This window comes from Photorhabdus luminescens subsp. luminescens, from assembly GCF_001083805.1.
In the GTDB taxonomy this organism is placed as follows: Bacteria; Pseudomonadota; Gammaproteobacteria; order Enterobacterales; family Enterobacteriaceae; genus Photorhabdus; species Photorhabdus luminescens.
This window is the reverse complement of sequence record NZ_JXSK01000005.1, coordinates 127447-145119: the sequence shown is the minus strand read 5'-3', so window position 1 is coordinate 145119 and position 17673 is coordinate 127447. Positions and strand designations below refer to the sequence as shown.

15 protein-coding genes are annotated in these 17673 nt (G+C 44.1%); 5 read left to right on the top strand and 10 right to left on the bottom strand.

Translation table 11 applies throughout. The annotated features are described in order from the left end of the window. From TI10_RS13810 to ompR, 9 genes are all read right to left on the bottom strand, one after another. Window positions 1-738 carry an amino acid ABC transporter permease gene (locus TI10_RS13810; protein ID WP_049583985.1) on the bottom strand — a complete coding sequence of 246 codons (738 nt, stop codon included), beginning with the start codon at window positions 736-738 and terminating at the stop codon, window positions 1-3. Between the two features lie 79 nt (window positions 739-817). Then, entirely contained in the window at window positions 818-1654 is an 837-nt protein-coding gene (locus TI10_RS13805) for an ABC transporter substrate-binding protein (RefSeq protein WP_049583984.1), read from the bottom strand. Window positions 1655-1947: 293 nt separating this feature from the next. Beyond that, on the bottom strand, window positions 1948-2667 hold the full coding sequence (phoU, locus tag TI10_RS13800) for a phosphate signaling complex protein PhoU (RefSeq protein WP_049584151.1): 720 nt from the start codon (window positions 2665-2667) through the stop codon (window positions 1948-1950). Window positions 2668-2680: 13 nt separating this feature from the next. Beyond that, window positions 2681-3457, bottom strand: coding sequence for a phosphate ABC transporter ATP-binding protein PstB (gene pstB, locus TI10_RS13795; protein WP_049583983.1), 777 nt, complete (start codon window positions 3455-3457; stop codon window positions 2681-2683). Between the two features lie 26 nt (window positions 3458-3483). Beyond that, window positions 3484-4368 (bottom strand): phosphate ABC transporter permease PstA, encoded by an 885-nt coding sequence (gene pstA, locus TI10_RS13790; protein WP_049583982.1) that lies wholly within the window; start codon window positions 4366-4368, stop codon window positions 3484-3486. A 1-nt stretch (window position 4369) separates the two neighbouring features. Next, on the bottom strand, window positions 4370-5326 hold the full coding sequence (gene pstC, locus TI10_RS13785) for a phosphate ABC transporter permease PstC (RefSeq protein ID WP_049583981.1): 957 nt from the start codon (window positions 5324-5326) through the stop codon (window positions 4370-4372). 97 nt (window positions 5327-5423) lie between these two features. Beyond that, the gene (pstS, locus tag TI10_RS13780; protein ID WP_049583980.1) at window positions 5424-6464 is read right to left on the bottom strand and encodes a phosphate ABC transporter substrate-binding protein PstS; all 1041 of its coding nucleotides are present in this window, start codon (window positions 6462-6464) and stop codon (window positions 5424-5426) included. A 215-nt stretch (window positions 6465-6679) separates the two neighbouring features. After that, window positions 6680-8011, bottom strand: a complete 1332-nt coding sequence (gene envZ, locus TI10_RS13775; RefSeq protein ID WP_049583978.1) for a two-component system sensor histidine kinase EnvZ — start codon at window positions 8009-8011, stop codon at window positions 6680-6682. Further along, the gene (gene ompR / locus TI10_RS13770) at window positions 8008-8727 is read right to left on the bottom strand and encodes an osmolarity response regulator transcription factor OmpR (RefSeq protein WP_011144612.1); all 720 of its coding nucleotides are present in this window, start codon (window positions 8725-8727) and stop codon (window positions 8008-8010) included. The genes envZ and ompR overlap by 4 nt, the downstream gene beginning before the upstream one ends. Before the next feature lie 924 nt (window positions 8728-9651). Between ompR and greB the strand changes: the two genes are divergently transcribed. Next, the gene (greB, locus tag TI10_RS13765; RefSeq protein ID WP_049583977.1) at window positions 9652-10125 is read left to right on the top strand and encodes a transcription elongation factor GreB; all 474 of its coding nucleotides are present in this window, start codon (window positions 9652-9654) and stop codon (window positions 10123-10125) included. A gap of 139 nt (window positions 10126-10264) precedes the next feature. Here greB and TI10_RS25095 read toward each other — a convergent pair whose 3' ends face one another. After that, window positions 10265-10429 (bottom strand): hypothetical protein, encoded by a 165-nt coding sequence (locus tag TI10_RS25095; RefSeq protein ID WP_155416480.1) that lies wholly within the window; start codon window positions 10427-10429, stop codon window positions 10265-10267. A gap of 397 nt (window positions 10430-10826) precedes the next feature. Here TI10_RS25095 and TI10_RS13760 point away from each other — a divergent pair, with 397 nt between their 5' ends. The 4 genes from TI10_RS13760 (at window position 10827) to feoB (ending at window position 17670) form a co-directional block, all read left to right on the top strand. Beyond that, window positions 10827-11876 carry a 3-oxoacyl-[acyl-carrier-protein] synthase III C-terminal domain-containing protein gene (locus tag TI10_RS13760; RefSeq protein WP_049583975.1) on the top strand — a complete coding sequence of 350 codons (1050 nt, stop codon included), beginning with the start codon at window positions 10827-10829 and terminating at the stop codon, window positions 11874-11876. Window positions 11877-12481: 605 nt separating this feature from the next. After that, entirely contained in the window at window positions 12482-14806 is a 2325-nt protein-coding gene (locus TI10_RS13755) for a Tex family protein (protein WP_049583973.1), read from the top strand. Between the two features lie 265 nt (window positions 14807-15071). Next, window positions 15072-15305, top strand: coding sequence for a ferrous iron transporter A (feoA, locus tag TI10_RS13750; protein WP_046396399.1), 234 nt, complete (start codon window positions 15072-15074; stop codon window positions 15303-15305). A gap of 52 nt (window positions 15306-15357) precedes the next feature. After that, window positions 15358-17670: a Fe(2+) transporter permease subunit FeoB gene (gene feoB, locus TI10_RS13745; RefSeq protein ID WP_049583972.1), complete on the top strand. Its 2313-nt coding sequence runs from the start codon at window positions 15358-15360 to the stop codon at window positions 17668-17670. Window positions 17671-17673 lie beyond the last annotated feature (3 nt).

Sequence of the window (17673 nt, the reverse complement as noted above, 5' to 3'; positions counted from 1 at the left end):
TTAATGTCCTCTCGTTATAGCTTGTTGTTGACGCCATTGCCCCCAACCTTCCATGACGGCAATGGTGGCGATATACAGCACCGTTGCAACACCGAATGCTTCAAAAGTTTTCAATGTTTCGGTTTCTACTTGACGGGAAGCATATGACAACTCAGCCACGCCAATTGCCATTGTCAGTGACGAGTTTTTCACAATATTCATATATTGTCCTAGCAATGGAGGCGTTGCGATCTTTAACGCTTGTGGCAATACCACATAACGCATTGCCTGCCAGCCGGTGAGTCCCAGTGCATGAGCGGCATATTTTTGTCCACGCCCTATACCACGGATACCAGCACGTAGCTCTTCCGCTACGAATGGCGCTGAATAGAGGGTTAAACCAATAAATCCAGCCAGGAATTCGAATGAAGGCCAAGCCAACGGTAGACCTAACAGATTGATTTCATGAGGCGTATTCAGCCAAAGCATCACTTCTTGCGGTAGTATCTGCCCTGAGGCGAAATACCAGAAAAACAGTTGCACCAGCAAAGGCGTATTGCGAAATAGCGTGGTGTAAGCGGTTACCGTCCAACGGAGAATTTTCAATTGGCTGTCACGGGCAGCCGCCAGTACAAACCCTAGCAAGGTGGAAGCTACAACGGTACAAGCGGATATCCACAGCGTAATCAGGAAACCTTGCCAAAGCCACCCCAGATATTGGGGAGCAAGCAACTGTTCTGTAACAAATAACTCAAACATATCTTACGATTACCAGGTATTATCAATGACAAAGCCCCGCAACAACAGGCGAGGCTAATTACCAAGGGTTTATCACTTATTAGGACTCTGTTTGCTGCTCCAAAGGCGCAAATTTAAAGTCACCTCGCGGTTGGGCGGACTTGGTTTCCGGGCCAAACCAGCGGTTATAAATTTCCGCTGCTTCACCCTCTTTCTCCAGTTTCAGCAAAGTTTGGTTTACCGCCTCAACCAAGCGCTCCTGCCCTTTCGCCGCAGCCACTGCCTGATATTCACGGGTGATGCTAAAAGGAGAGATCTCAAATTCAGCTTTTTGGGCTTCCGGTACATTAGCCAATAGACCGACTAACTTGGCATCATCCTGCGTGATGGCTTGCACATTACCGTTACGTAGCGCAGCAAAGGCCAGAGGCGTGTCGTCATAAGAGATTACTTTGGCTGTCGGATAATGCTCGCGCAGTGTAATTTCCTGTACGGTTCCTTTATCAGCACCAATACGTAAGTTTTTAATGTCTTCGGGCGATTTCAAAACACCTTTACGGGCAATGAATTTTTGCCCAGTGGCAAAGTAAGGGATTGAAAAATCAACCTGTTTAGCACGCTCATTAGTGACGGTAAAGTTGGCGGCAATCAAGTCAACTTTCTTTGATGCCAACAGCGGTAAACGGTTTGCCGGGTTAGTCGGACGCAGCTCTAATTTAACACCCAAGTCATTTGCAATCGCGTTGGCGATATCTACATCATAACCCGCCAGTTTTTTGGTTTGCGGATCAATAAAACCAAACGGTGGATTACTGTCGAAAACAGCGATCCGCACTGCACCGGCTTTTTTAATATCATCCAGCTTATCCGCCTTCGCAGCACCCGTAACCAGTGTTAACCCGGCCAATAACGCCGTAATAAGAACGCGAGATTTCATTAAACTCTCCTGACAATAATTAATTCTTTATTAATCACAAGCTATCAATTTCACTATAGTGCATGAAATAATATAAATAACTATGTTTATAACTATCGGCAATTATACCCGTTATCTTTCAAGTTGCCTCTTTGTTGGCTGCACTCACTCACCCCGGTCACATAGTTATCTATGCTCCCGGGGATTCGTTCCCTTGCCGTCGCGATGCATCTTGAAATCCATAGGGTATATAAGGCAAAAAAAATGCCGGCAAAAATACCAGCATTCAGATTATTGACCAAGTGGTCAGTGAGCTACTCGTTATCTTTCGTCAACAGTTTTTCCAATTCATCACCACCTACATGCCGGAAATCCTGCCCTTTAACGTAGTAAAAAATGAATTCACAGATGTTTTGACAACGATCGCCAATGCGTTCAATAGAACGGGCGCAAAGCAGGACGGTCAGGACACTGGGGATGGTTCGAGGATCTTCCATCATATAAGTCATAAGCTGGCGGACTACGCCTTCATACTCTTTATCCACCTTTTTATCTTCATGATAGATACGAATCGCTTCTTCCAGATCCATGCGGGCAAAAGCATCTAAAACATCATGCAGCATCTGGATGGTATGACGGCCAAGGGATTCCAAACTAACCAACAGGGGTTGATGCTGATGTGAGAATTTCTCAAGTGCCGTTTGGCAAATTTTATTCGCCACATCGCCAATTCTTTCCAGTTCAGCAATGGTTTTTGAAATCGACATAATCAGTCGCAGATCACTGGCCGTTGGTTGGCGCTTAGCAATAATGCGAACACACGCTTCATCAATAGCCACTTCCATCATATTGACCTTATGGTCATCCTCAATCACTTCACGCGCCAATGCGGCATCCTGATTATGCATTGCGGTAATGGCTTTGGTGAGTTGCTCTTCCACCAGCCCACCCATTGCCATCAGTTCAGTACGAACATGTGCCAGTTCAGCGTTAAACTGACCAGAAATATGTTTACTGAGATTCAGATTGTCCATGTTACGCCCCGTATCAACCATAACGACCAGTAATATAGTCTTCCGTTTGTTTCATTTTTGGTGTGGTAAACAATGTGTCTGTATCACTGAATTCAATTAATTCACCAAGGTACATAAACGCAGTGTGATCTGAACAACGCGCGGCCTGTTGCATATTATGAGTCACAATCACCACGGTATATTCAGATTTCAATTCGCTGATCAACTCTTCAATACGACCAGTAGAAATCGGGTCAAGAGCTGAGCAAGGTTCATCCAACAGTAAAACTTCTGGACGGATCGCAATGCCGCGGGCAATACACAAACGTTGCTGTTGCCCGCCAGACAGGCTGTATCCGCTCTGATGCAGTTTATCCCGGGTTTCAGTCCACAATGCCGCTTTCGTCAAAGCCCACTGGACACGCTCATCCATTTCCGCTCTGGAGAGTTTTTCAAACAGACGGACACCAAACGCGATATTGTCGTAAATAGACATCGGAAATGGCGTCGGTTTCTGGAATACCATGCCCACTTTGGCCCGTAACAGCGCCACATCTTGTTTATCCATCAAGATATTATTGCCATCCAGCAAAATTTCGCCTTCCGCCCGCTGTTCGCCATACAGTTCATACATTTTGTTGAAAGTTCGTAACAACGTAGACTTACCGCAACCCGACGGACCGATAAAAGCGGTGACTTTATTCTTTGCAATATTCAACGTTATGTTTTTCAGCGCGTGAAATTTGCCATAGTAAAAGTTCAGATTGTGGACCTGAATTTTGCTGCTAGCGATATCATTAACTATGCTCATTTACTTCTCTCTGTTGAAAATATCAGTCAGTGCTTTTTCTTGGCAAACAGCACACGCGCCACAATGTTAATCAGCAATACACATAGGGTTATCAATAATACGCCGGCCCACGCCAGTTGCTGCCATTCAGAGAATGGACTCATGGCAAATTTAAAGATGGTGACCGGTAAGTTAGCAATTGGCTGACTCAGATCGGTACTCCAGAACTGATTGGAAAGCGAGGTGAACAGCAACGGCGCCGTCTCTCCGGCAATGCGGGCAATCGCCAGCAGTACACCAGTGATGATGCCGGATACCGATGCTTTCAGCGTAATGGCTGAGATCATCTTCCACTTCGGTGTGCCTAAAGCATAAGCGGCTTCGCGCAGGCTATCAGGAACCAGTTTCAACATGTTTTCCGTGGTTCTGATCACAATCGGCACTTGTAACAATGCCAAGGCAATCACCCCTGCCCAACCAGAAAAGTGCTGCATTTTCGTTACAACGACAGTGTAAACAAACAAGCCGACAACAATAGAAGGGGCTGACAGCAAAATATCGTTTATAAAGCGGATCACCTCTGCCAGCCATGAACGGCGACCATATTCCGCCAAATAGATACCCGCCATGATCCCCAGCGGCGTACCGATAACTGTCGCCCACAAGATCAGTAATCCACTGCCGACAATAGCATTTGCCAAGCCGCCGCCTTCCGTATTTGGCGGTGGCGTCATCTCGGTGAACAGCGCCAATGACATGCCGTCGAAACCTTTGGTGATGGTGGAAAACAGAATCCACACCAACCAAAACAAGCCAAACAGCATGGTCGCCATTGATAACAGCAGAGCGAAGCGATTTTTTTGACGGCGCCATGCCTGTTTACGGCTACGTGCATCGGCATCAATAGGCTTTTGTCTGTCTATGGTTGCCATATCAACGCCCCTCATTCTTCGCCAGACGCATAATCATCAATTTTGATAGCGCCAGCACAATGAAAGTGATCACAAATAGAATCAGGCCAAGCTCCATCAATGATGCGGTATGCAAGCCAGATTCCGCTTCCGCGAATTCGTTCGCCAGCGCGGAAGTGATGCTGTTACCGGGCATAAACAGTGAAAAACTGTCGAGCTGGTAGGTATTACCGATGATAAAAGTCACCGCCATTGTTTCCCCCAACGCACGACCAAGGCCCAACATGACACCACCAATCACCCCGTTTCGGGTGTAAGGCAACACGATGTGCCAGATAACTTCCCAAGTAGTACAGCCGATACCATAAGCGGATTCTTTCATCATCACCGGCGTTTGTTCGAAAACATCACGCATAACCGAGGCGATATAAGGAATAATCATGATAGCGAGAATGACGCCCGCTGCCAGAATACCGATACCAAAGGCAGGGCCGGAGAACAATTCGCCCACAATCGGCATACTGGCGAGCAGATTGCCGACAGGCTGCTGGAAATAGGCGGCAAATAACGGCGCAAAAACAAACAACCCCCACATGCCATATACAATACTTGGGATAGCAGCCAATAACTCAATGGCGATACCGAGCGGACGTTTCAGCCAGTTAGGCGCGAGTTCCGTTAGGAACAGGGCTATCCCAAAACTGACAGGCACTGCGATAATCAACGCAATCAGCGAAGTCACCAACGTACCGTAAATCGGTATCAAAGCGCCAAATTGCTCTGCCGGGGCATCCCACGCTTTCTGCCAAAGAAAAGAGATGCCGAACTGCTGAATACTCGGCCAGGAGGCAATAATCAGCGAGATAATGATGCCTCCTAACAAAAATAAAGTTATCAGCGCAGCTAGTCTGACCAGTGCGCCGAAAATAATATCGCCATTTTTACTGGGTGCTTTCATTGCCGTTTTTTGTTCGGCCATAGAGCTTATTCTCATTCGGGGTTAACTCCCCCCTAAAATGGAGGGAGAAATTAAAACGACAAATTTAATCGATATTTAAAATCACTATCAACACGACTTAATACAGGGCCTTGCCATTGCTATCTTTTATCTGAGTTTTCCAGGCTGCACGAACTTGCTCAATCACCTCTTTGGGCAAGGTTGCATAATCCAGATCGTTTGCCTGTTTACTGCCTTTCTCATAAGCCCAGTCAAAGAATTTCAATACTTCTGCCCCTTTCACGGCATCTTTTTGCTGTTTATGAACCAGAACAAATGTGGTGGAGGTCATCGGCCACGCATTTGCGCCTTGTTGGTTCGTCAAATCCTGAGCAAATGTTTTATGCCATTCCGCTTTCTTCGCTGCGGCACTGAAACTCTCTCCTGTCGGGCTAACCACGTTGCCGTTAGCAGATACCAGTTTGGTATAAGCCAGATGATTCTGTTTCGCGTAAGCATATTCAACATAACCAATGGAACCTGTCAGACGCTGAACAAATGCGGCAACCCCATCATTACCTTTACCGCCTAAACCAATAGGCCAGCTTACGGTGGAACCTGCGCCAACTTTTTCTTGCCACTCTTTACTCACTTTAGAGAGGTAGCTAGTAAACACAAAGGAGGTACCGGAACCGTCAGCACGACGTATCACAGCAATATCTTGATCCGGCAGTTTGACGCCCGGATTCAATTGAGTAATCGCGGGATCATTCCACTTTCTCACTTTACCTAAATAAATATCGCCTAAAATTTTACCATCCAGTGTCAATTCACCGGCTTTAATCCCCGGAATATTAACCGCCAATACTACCCCGCCGATGACTGTCGGGAACTGAAACAAACCATCAGCAACTAACTTTTCATCGGATAAAGGGGCATCGGAAGCGCCGAAATCAACGGTATTCGCCAGAATTTGTTTTACGCCGCCGGAAGAACCGATGCCTTGATAATTGACTTTATTACCTGTCTCTTTTTGATAAGAATCCGCCCACTTGGCATACACCGGCGCGGGAAATGTCGCACCTGCCCCGGTTAAGCTAGTGGCAGCAAATACAGACAAGGTTGTCAAAGAAAACGTCGCTGCCATTATGCTGGCTACGGTGGTACGCATCAGTTTCATAATCCCTCCTAATGGGATATTGAGAATCAATAAAGTAAATGTATTCGTCAAATTCAAAAAAGGTGCAGGAGGGAAAATAGGTTAATTTAATTACAGTAAAATGTCTTAATTATGACATTTTTATGACAGCGCAATAAGCACTAACCTGAGACTGACATAAAACTGTCATCTCCACACACCATTAAAATCAAATATAGGAGATGATTCTCAAGCCGTTAAAAATTATCTTCCACCACAGGAATACAAACACGGATAGATAATCCCCCTCTGGGGCTGGCGCCCATTTCAATTTTCCCATCATGAGCATCAATAATTCGCTGAACAATCGCCAGACCTAACCCTGTTCCACTGCTGCTACGCGCTCTTTCGCCACGAACGAATGGCTGAAATAACCGCGGCAAATCTTCCTGCTTAATGCCCGCGCCATTATCTTCTACCTGAAACCAGGCAAATTTATTTGTCTGACCACTACTCACTTTAATCCAGCCGTTACCATAACGATTGGCATTAACCAACATATTAGCCAATGCCCGTTTAATCGAAATCGGATTGGCGTTAACGGTTATTGGGTTAAGAGACAGATGGTTTTCAATATCCTGCTCATAGCCGTTTTCGGCGGAAATAACCTCTTTGAGAATAGCGTTCAGTTCACAGAATTCCATTGGCATCTCTTGCCCGGTACGGAGATAGTCAATGAATTGCTCAATAATCGCGTTACACTCTTCAATATCTTTATTGATAGATTCAGACAGATAAGCATCTTCCTTGCTCATCATTTCTGTTGCTAATCGGATACGTGTCAGCGGAGTACGCAAATCATGGCTTACGCCAGCAATTAATATCGTCCGGTCACTTTCCAATAACTTTATCCCGGCGGACATTTGGTTAAATGCGCGAATGGCTACACGAACTTCCAGAGAACCCGCTTCCCGCACCGCGGGCATCATAATACCTTTACCTGTTTGTCTGGCAGCATACTCCATTTCCAGTAAAGGTCGATTCTGAAAACGGATATAAAGCCAGATACAACCGAATACCAGTAATAGAATTGCCAGTGTATAGCGGAAAATAGGAGAGAATTGATTTTGTTCGATCTCAGTCAGAGGAACCCTGACCCAAATATCGGGGGAAAGGTAAGAATTAAGCCAAAGTATAGGGCTGTCTGTGTTTATTTCCAGACGAAGATCAGCCTTGCCGCCAAGGTATTCGCTCATCTTCTCACTCAAGAAATCATAACGTCTGGCCCAACGTAAACCTTGTATCTCCGCGTCAGATTCAGAATAGAGCGTAATACCCAACTCTTGGTAAATCTCCCGGCGAACTACCGGCGATATCACCAGAAAAGAGCCATCCTCTAGCTTCAACTTTTCAGCCATTAGGGTACGAACTTCATACGCTAATACCTTATTGAACTGCTGCAAGCTTGGCATGATAACGAAATTCACAACAACCAAGTAGCTGGTTACCAGACTGATAAACAGCATAGCCATAATCAGGAATAAAGTATGGGTAAATGTGCTGCGAGGGGAGAATCGCAATAATTTCATACACGAATTCCGTCAGGCACAAAGACATAACCCAGACCCCAGATAGTCTGGATATAACGAGGATGGGTAGGATCTTCTTCAATTACACGGCGCAGACGTGAAACCAAGACATCAATAGATCGCTTCATCGTACTATATTCCCGGCCACGCGCTAAATTCATCAGCTTATTACGAGACAGCGGCACACCAGGATAAGAAACCAGTACTTTCAATACCGCAAATTCTCCACTGGTTAATTGAATATGTTCATCTCCCTGAAACATCTCCCGCGTACTCAAATTGAGGCTAAACTTACCAAAATTAATAATCGCATCATCCTCAGCCGGCAGGCCCAATAACTTATTCGCCTGACGACGTAATACCGCCCGGATACGCGCCAATAACTCACGGGGATTAAATGGCTTTGGAATATAATCATCAGCGCCAATTTCTAACCCAACAATACGATCTACCTCTTCTCCTCTCGCCGTCACCATAATAATCGGCACCGGATTACTTTGGTTTCTCAGCCTTTGGCAAACAGACAGCCCGTCCTCTCCCGGTAACATTAAATCCAATACGATTAAGCTAACAGATTCCCGTGTCAGTAAACGGTCCATCTGCTCCGCATTAGCGGCACTACGTACCTGAAAACCTTGTTCTGTCAGATAACGCTCTAACAACGTTCGTAAACGCATGTCATCATCCACCACAAGGATTTTGTTATCTACTTGCATTATCAAACTCCAAAAAACACTACATGCTTTGATAAATTTATCATTTTGAAAGAGATTAACCCAAAGATAGAAACCAGATATCTGTATTTTGAGACTATTCCTAATAGGACTTATTTCCACTGTTATTAATTCGAATGATTAATTTAGTAGTTTATTACTGACAACGAGAACGCAGTAATTCACTGTCAACTATCGAATTTCTACCGTTATTTCGCCATCCGCCAACCTATCAATTAGCGCCATGACTACCGGCAAATCGATAAAAATCCATTTATTAGCCGGATTAAATTCATCAGGCAGACTAAACGAAAAATGCCTTTTATTGCATATTATCTTCTGACCTACGCCAAGGCTTTCAGTTTTTCCTGACTAACGAGGATCTGGATCGATAATGTTCAGCTCACCGACGTTTGGACAAGAAAATCACTCAACGATCGAGTTTTCGCCACCTTTCCTTACTATAGTAAACAATTTCGCTTGTTTTTTCTTCACTTAAACCTTAGTAGCCTGTTTCATCACCAGAAAGATTCACAGCATACATACTATTCAGTACACAGAACCATAAATTATATGATGAACATTATAAATATTAGAGCCAAATATCATAATGAGCAGACAGGTAAAGCAATCTTGTTACCGATAATGCTAACTCGAAACCATCTGTTAACCATATTATCTCCCGTTTTAACATCCGTGCTCACCGCAGTGGGAGCGTATCGTATTGGCTTGCCGCGCAGCGATTCAATCCATCAACAGTGATAAATTTATTCAACCAACAACGCCCCAAATGTCACTAATGCGTTAATCTTGCAAAACAGCCGGGATTTATTGATTAATGACTAAAAACCGAGTCTCAATTTGACATCTACCAAAATGGGCAGTTTTATACACTTATGAGGTTAACTACGGTATCTACATCATAAAATGAAAACTAAACTGATAACCCGCGAAGGCTACAACAAATTAAAGGAAGAACTGGATTATCTCTGGCGTGAAGAGCGCCCAGAAGTGACTAAAAAAGTGACTTGGGCAGCAAGCCTCGGTGACCGGAGTGAAAACGCAGATTATCAATATAACAAGAAGAGGCTACGGGAGATTGATCGCCGAGTCCGATATCTAACCAAGAGCTTGGAAGAATTGCGGTGTGTTGATTATTCCCCCCAACAAGATGGACGAGTATTCTTTGGAGCATGGGTAGAGATCGAAAATGATCAAGGTGAGATTAAACGCTTTCGCATTGTTGGATACGACGAAATTTTTGGTCGCAAAGATTACATATCAATTGACTCGCCAATGGCCCGGGCTTTATTGAAAAAAGAAGTTGGCGACAATGCAATCGTTCATACACCAACAGGAAAAGTGTTGTGGTACGTGAACGAGATAGAATATGTGGAATAGTGCTGTTGTTTCACTCTTAGCATCACGACCAAGGTAATCAATTATATCGCTACATATTTTATAATTAGTGTAAAGCGCCTCCCAATTAATTAGGGAGGCGTTTAAATAAGTCAAAAACATATATGTAAGACAATTGAACTCACTTAGAAACTGGCAACTTTCCGCTTTTAAGAAAATACTGGAAATCCTTATCACCCTGTTCTGCTGCACGTTCCATATCAAAAGCAGCCATTTTACGTGGGGATTTCTTACGCTTAACGTCGGTTTCTAGTTGTATTGCCATGTGTGGTAACTGAGCTAACATCGAAACCTCCTTAAGAACAACGATAGTGAATGATAGTTGACAATTATATGATCGATATTTAATTAACAAAAATATAATAACTGATATAAACAAAATAGCACAATAAAAAATGTATTTTAAAGTTTACAAAATTTTAAAATATAAAGATGAAAAATAGTATCGATACTTTGAATCAGATATAACTTATGCTAGAAATATAAATTATCAAATTATTCCAATGAGGAAAATTGACATTAAAAAAACTCACCGACATGTAAATCTTTTGTTTAGATTTTTTGAAAATAGGGTACCTAATTTTTTAAATAAAAATCTGTGCAAGTAGAAATTAAATTCAATGTAATGACTAAAACACCATAAAAATAGAATTTTAAACATATTTATCCAGAGGAATGTGTAAATGAAAATAGCAGGTATATCAGGATTACTTCCGTCACGACTTGTTACAAATCAGGAAGTTATCGATTTAATTGATCAACACTCAAGAAAAACCTTCCAGGGGAATTTACCTAAAACCTTACAGACGATCAGAAAGTTACTCGATACAAGCGGTATAAAAACCCGGCATTGGCTGAATAAAGGCGAAAAGCCTATGCAACTGATGAAAATGGCGTTTGATCGTGCTTTAGCGCAAGCTAATATAAACAAAACGGAAATTGATCTATTACTCTTCCCCAATGTCACTCGTGGTTTCACCGAGCCCGCTAATAGTACTTTTATTGCCAAGGCTTTAGGACTAAATTGCAGGAATTACGACGTTTCAGACGCCTGTAATGGTTGGGTAACAGCAATGGATATTATCAATAGTAAAATGAAAGCTGGTGAAATACGCCATGCCGCTATTGTTAACATGGAATTTGGTATGTCCGATGGCGGGCCTCTTTTTCCAGATAATTTCTCTTTATCTTCTTCATCGGAACTAGCTTATAAATTTGCAAGTTTTACCATAGGCGAAGCCACGGCCGTCACCATACTGAGTAATGAATCACCTGATAATTTCAAGTTTTCTTATATCAACAGGCCAGATTTAGGCGACCTGTCTACAATTTCCTTACCGGGCTGGAAACTGTTTTGTAACGATTCTGATGTCGAACGCATTTCACCGCTTGGTGGACAATATCTATTTAATTCATATGCAGCCCTGCTGAATGAATATGGTTGGGAAGATGCAATCGGGGTATTTAATCAGCACAACGTTTCTAGCAACGATATCCACAAAATCTTTATTCATACAGGTTCACCTAAAATGTGGCATAAGCTTGGACATTCAATCGGTGTTGATAATAAGATGCATCATGTTGGACATAAAACAGGTAACATTATTACGACATCTATTCCTTTTGGAATCATCGATGCTATTCAACAAGACATATTAGAGAAAGAACAATTCTGCATGGGATGGGCCGGAAGTGGTGGAATGGTTTTCGCTGCAATGTCGTTTAAATTTTAGGGCGTATTTTTACTAAGCCAGCTAAAATGAGTCGCAATGTACACAAAATTAGGAATATATTCCTATAACTATTATATTACTAACCAAGCTAGGAGTAATATTAAAATATTGGCAAACTAATCTGGAATAGATGCTCACCTAAATAATTAATAAGACTGGAAGATTAAATAGTCTTCTAGTCTTAATTAAAAACCAAATTACCTTAAAATAATATTCATTTAGTTGGCAATAAATATACTTTTTATTAAGATTAGAGCAATTAAATTAAATAAATTCTTTAGGTAATTCCTCCATTTTTAAAGAAAATCAAAAGTAGATTTGTAATTAATTAGTTACCTGCTCCTGGAATAATGCGATGAAACTCAAATTTTTCCTATTCTAACTGCTCTTTTAGTTTAATTCGGATTATTCAGAAACAGCTCATAGCAAATCCGGTAACACACTTATGGTCCCAGCGACAACTTTTCACATTTGAGTTCAATCGCAGTTGCTATAGCGTAACTCGTCAAAATAAGATTAAACGTAAACTGGAAATTGTTTCTCGCAGAACGTATAAAGGAGGTTTTGTGAATATTTGAAGCCTATCCACCAGAAGAAAACGCAACATGAATGAATCTCTGAGCCAAATTATTGCAAGTGAGCTACAAGCGCAGCCACAACAAGTACTTTCAGCGATTAGCCTGCTTGATGAAGGGAATACTGTTCCTTTTATCGCACGATATCGTAAAGAAGTCACTGGCGGTCTGGATGACACCCAACTTCGCCAACTTGAAACCCGCCTTAGTTATCTACGCGAACTATCGGACCGCCGCCAAACTATTCTTAAATCCATTGACGAGCAAGGTAAGCTGACCCCAGAACTGGCCGCAGCCATTAATGACACTCAGAGCAAAACAGAGCTGGAAGATCTCTATCTGCCATATAAACCGAAACGCCGTACCCGTGGACAAATCGCTATTGAAGCAGGTCTTGAACCACTGGCAGACGCCTTGTGGCAAGATCCACAACAAGAACCGGAGCAGACTGCCGCTACCTTTGTTGATCCTGATAAAGGCGTCGCTGATACCAAAGCGGCGCTGGATGGCGCACGTTATATCCTGATGGAACGTTTCGCCGAAGATGCCGCATTATTGGCAAAAGTACGTGACTATCTATGGAAAAATGCCCATCTGGTCGCTAAAGTCGTTGCCGGAAAAGAAGAGGAAGGCGCTAAATTCCGCGACTATTTTGATCACCATGAACCTATCGCGCAAGTCCCTTCTCACCGCGCATTGGCTATGTTCCGTGGCCGTAATGAAAGCGTACTGCAACTTTCCCTAAATGCTGATCCTCAGTTTGATGAACCGCCAAAAGAGAGTTACGGCGAGCAGATTATCACTCAGCATCTTAATCTGCGCCTGAATAATGCACCGGCAGATAGCTGGCGCAAAGCCGTGGTGAATTGGACCTGGCGCGTCAAGGTATTGTTACATCTTGAAACCGAATTGATGAGCACCTTGCGTGAGAAAGCGGAAGATGAAGCCATCAAAGTATTCGCCCGCAACCTACAAGACCTATTGATGGCCGCGCCAGCGGGTATGCGTGCAACAATGGGACTCGATCCCGGTCTGCGTACCGGGGTCAAAGTGGCCGTCATTGATGCAACCGGCAAACTGATTGCCACAGACACAATCTATCCACACACCGGTCAAGCGGCTAAAGCTGCCACAAGTGTCGCGGCGTTGTGTATCAAGCATCAGGTAGAACTGGTCGCCATCGGTAACGGAACCGCTTCCCGCGAAACAGAACGTTTCTTTGCCGATGTGCAAAAACAGTTCCCAGAGATAAAAGCCCAAAAAGTGATCGTCAGTGAGGCAGGAGCATCGGTTTATTCTGCTTCTGAGCTGGCAGCACAGGAATTTCCTGACCTGGATGTTTCACTACGCGGTGCTGTCTCTATCGCCCGCCGCTTGCAAGATCCACTGGCCGAATTGGTGAAAATCGATCCGAAATCTATCGGTGTGGGTCAGTATCAACATGATGTCAGCCAGAGTCAGCTTGCCAAAAAACTGGATGCCGTTGTTGAGGATTGTGTAAACGCCGTCGGCGTGGATCTCAATACCGCTTCTGTTCCACTGCTAACCAGAGTTGCCGGATTGACCCGTATGATTGCCCAGAATATCATCAACTGGCGTGACGAGAATGGCCGTTTCAATAACCGTACACAATTACTGAAAGTCAGTCGTCTTGGGCCAAAGGCTTTTGAGCAATGTGCTGGATTCTTGCGGATTAATCACGGTGATAACCCGCTGGATGCATCGACCGTTCACCCGGAAGCTTATCCAGTAGTGGAAAAAATTTTGGCGGCCACTGAGCAGAAACTCCAAGAATTGATGGGCAATCCTGCTTCATTGCGTGGACTGCAACCTCAGGACTTCACTACCGAACAATTTGGTGTTCCAACCGTTACCGATATTCTGAAAGAGCTGGAAAAACCTGGTCGCGATCCACGTCCAGAGTTTAAAACCGCGACTTTTGCAGAAGGCGTGGAAACCATGAATGATCTGCGTCCGGGAATGGTGCTGGAAGGTGCCGTCACTAACGTGACTAACTTTGGCGCATTTGTCGATATCGGCGTTCATCAAGATGGCTTAGTGCATATCTCTTCGCTGTCTGATCGCTTTGTAGAAGATCCTCACACCGTGGTAAAAGCGGGCGATATCGTTAAAGTAAAAGTGCTGGAAGTTGATCTAAACCGTAAGCGCATCGCTCTGACCATGCGCCTTGATGAGCAACCGGGAGAAACGCTTTCACGCCGCAATAACAATGCACCAACTGACCGCCGTCCTGAGCGTAATGACAGAAACCGTAACACCTCCCGTTCTTCTACCTCAACCGGAAACAGTGCTATGAGTGATGCGCTAGCCGCCGCATTTGGAAAAAAACGTTAAGATTCCCATCAATGTGAACAGATGCACTGCTTCGGCAGTGCACATTTCACCATTTTTATCAGAAAGAACCCAAATTCACTGATTTATGCCAACCTGAGTGGCTAGATAAACATCAATAATGAAAATAGAATTAACATTGAAATTAATGTTGGTTATTATTCTTATTTGCAATTATTATGAATTGGGTTAAAAATCGCACTTCATAATGAATGGGTACGACTAATTTTCGGCATTATTTTACTTATCACATATCCCGGAAGGTTATATGCAACTTCTTCCAGACCATAGTTACAAGATCATTGGCTTTTCGCCGAAGATCAGCCCGGCTTACCGACAGAAATTGCTGTCATTAGGCATGTTGCCCGGTTCCTCTTTTCATGTTGTCCGCTTAGCGCCTTTAGGTGATCCGATACAAATTGAGACCCGCAGAGTCAGCCTGATTCTGAGAAAAAAAGACTTGGAATTTCTCACATTAGACAACGCTCAATGCAACGCATAATCCATTGCAAACAGCAAAACGATTACTCTTAATTTAATCTGGCACCAAAAACATGAAAGCACTGACCATTGGCTTAATTGGCAACCCCAATGCCGGCAAAACGACATTATTTAACCAACTTACTGGCGCCCGACAACGTGTAGGCAACTGGGCCGGCGTAACAGTAGAACGAAAAGTTGGTCGTTTTACCACCACGGAACACAAAATTGAGTTAGTTGACCTGCCGGGAACCTACTCTCTAACCACGATTTCTGAACAAACATCACTGGATGAGCAGATAGCCTGCCACTATATCTTGAGCGGTGATGCTGACATGCTGATTAACGTCGTAGATGCATCTAATCTTGAGCGAAATCTCTATCTGACGTTACAACTGTTGGAATTAGGCATTCCATGCATCGTCGCACTCAATATGTTAGATATCGCTGACAATCAGCATATCCAAATTGATATCGCCGAACTGGAGCAACGCCTTGGCTGTCCAGTCATTCCAATGGTTTCGACTCGTGCAACTGGACTGAATGAACTGAAACAGGCAATTGACCGTCATAAGCAGAATGCCGGGCAATCACTGATTCACTACCCCGACTGCTTGTTGCAAGAAGTTGAGACGTTATCTGGTGCAATTTCAGATAATTTTCATGCTCAGCAACGCCGTTGGTTAGCGCTTCAAATGCTTGAAGGGGATATTTATAGCCTGGAACGTTCTGGTTTTGCTATCTCAGTGCTAACTGAATCCAAAAAACGCCTGCAACAACAGCAATATGAAGAGCCTGAGCTGTTGATTGCCGATGCGCGCTATCAAAGCATCAATACATTGTGCATGGCCGTGATTGACACCCAAAAAGCCATGCCAAACAAACTCACCCAGACAATCGATAAAATTATCCTCAACCGTTGGTTAGGCGTACCTATTTTTCTGGCGGTTATGTATTTAATGTTCGTGCTGGCAATTAATATCGGTGGAGCGCTGCAACCTATCTTTGACAGTGGTTCTGTCGCTATTTTCATTCATGGAGTTCAATGGCTTGGGTATAGCTTACGTTTTCCAGAGTGGCTGACAGTTTTCCTCGCGCAAGGTATCGGCGGCGGTATCAACACGGTTTTGCCGCTAGTACCACAAATCGGCATGATGTATTTATTCCTCTCTTTCCTTGAGGACTCCGGTTATATGGCGCGGGCTGCGTTTGTCATGGATCGTCTGATGCAAGTTCTGGGATTACCGGGCAAATCTTTCGTTCCGCTGATCGTTGGCTTCGGTTGCAACGTCCCATCCATTATGGGGGCAAGAACGCTAGATGCTCCGCGTGAACGCTTGATCACGATTATGATGGCGCCCTTTATGTCTTGCGGTGCAAGATTAGCCATCTTTGCCGTATTTGCCGCCGCATTCTTTGGCAAAAATGGGGCAACTTTTGTTTTTTCCCTTTATATATTGGGTATTGTCGTCGCTATTCTGACTGGACTGATGTTGAAATACACCATTATGCGCGGCGAAGCTTCGCCATTCATTATGGAGCTCCCGGTTTACCATATTCCGCATCTAAAAACTCTGCTTCTGCAAACCTGGCAACGCCTGAAAGGTTTTGTTATCCGTGCCGGTAAAGTGATCGTTATCGCCAGTATGTTCATCGGCGCTCTTAACAGTTTCTCATTCTCCGGTAAGGCGGTGGACAGCATCAACCAATCCGCTCTCGCTTCGGTCAGCAAAGTTATTACGCCAGTATTACAGCCAATTGGCGTTCACTCAGATAACTGGCAGGCAACCGTAGGTCTGATAACTGGCGCAATGGCAAAAGAAGTCGTTGTTGGAACACTTAATACCCTGTATACCGCAGAAAGTATTAATAATGAGTCGTTTAATGCAGATGAGTTCAACCTGCTTGATGAACTGAAAGATGCTGTTGGTGAAACCTGGAATAGTTTGAAAGATACCTTCGCTCTGAGCGTACTTGCCAACCCAATCGAAGCTAATAAAGGCGACGGTGAGATGGATAGTGGCTCTATGGGAACCATGAGCGCCAAATTTGGTTCCGCTATTTCAGCTTACAGTTATCTGATCTTTGTTCTGTTATATGTGCCTTGTGTTTCGGTGATGGGCGCGATCGCTCGTGAAACAAGCCGGGGTTGGATGACATTCTCCATTCTGTGGGGATTGAACGTAGCTTATTCAATTTCAGCCCTGTTCTACCAGATGGTGACTTTCTCACAACATCCACAAAGCGGCCTGATTACCATTCTGACCGTCGTCATATTTAACGCACTGGTGTTCTACTTCCTGCGTCGGGCACGTAGCCGTGTGACAATGAAGTTAATCAGCAACCCGGGAAATAGCTGCCACTGCTCCAGTGGAAACTGTCACTAGGAA

Coding starts and splice junctions, on each gene's coding strand:
- TI10_RS25095 (WP_155416480.1), bottom strand. CDS start 10,429: ATGTTAGCTCAGTTACCACACATGGCAATACAACTAGAAACCGACGTT.
- envZ (WP_049583978.1), bottom strand. CDS start 8,011: ATGAAATTATTGCGATTCTCCCCTCGCAGCACATTTACCCATACTTTA.
- TI10_RS13755 (WP_049583973.1), top strand. CDS start 12,482: ATGAATGAATCTCTGAGCCAAATTATTGCAAGTGAGCTACAAGCGCAG.
- pstC (WP_049583981.1), bottom strand. CDS start 5,326: ATGGCCGAACAAAAAACGGCAATGAAAGCACCCAGTAAAAATGGCGAT.
- phoU (WP_049584151.1), bottom strand. CDS start 2,667: ATGGACAATCTGAATCTCAGTAAACATATTTCTGGTCAGTTTAACGCT.
- ompR (WP_011144612.1), bottom strand. CDS start 8,727: ATGCAAGTAGATAACAAAATCCTTGTGGTGGATGATGACATGCGTTTA.
- TI10_RS13805 (WP_049583984.1), bottom strand. CDS start 1,654: ATGAAATCTCGCGTTCTTATTACGGCGTTATTGGCCGGGTTAACACTG.
- pstA (WP_049583982.1), bottom strand. CDS start 4,368: ATGGCAACCATAGACAGACAAAAGCCTATTGATGCCGATGCACGTAGC.
- TI10_RS13760 (WP_049583975.1), top strand. CDS start 10,827: ATGAAAATAGCAGGTATATCAGGATTACTTCCGTCACGACTTGTTACA.
- pstB (WP_049583983.1), bottom strand. CDS start 3,457: ATGAGCATAGTTAATGATATCGCTAGCAGCAAAATTCAGGTCCACAAT.
- feoA (WP_046396399.1), top strand. CDS start 15,072: ATGCAACTTCTTCCAGACCATAGTTACAAGATCATTGGCTTTTCGCCG.
- pstS (WP_049583980.1), bottom strand. CDS start 6,464: ATGAAACTGATGCGTACCACCGTAGCCAGCATAATGGCAGCGACGTTT.
- TI10_RS13810 (WP_049583985.1), bottom strand. CDS start 738: ATGTTTGAGTTATTTGTTACAGAACAGTTGCTTGCTCCCCAATATCTG.
- feoB (WP_049583972.1), top strand. CDS start 15,358: ATGAAAGCACTGACCATTGGCTTAATTGGCAACCCCAATGCCGGCAAA.
- greB (WP_049583977.1), top strand. CDS start 9,652: ATGAAAACTAAACTGATAACCCGCGAAGGCTACAACAAATTAAAGGAA.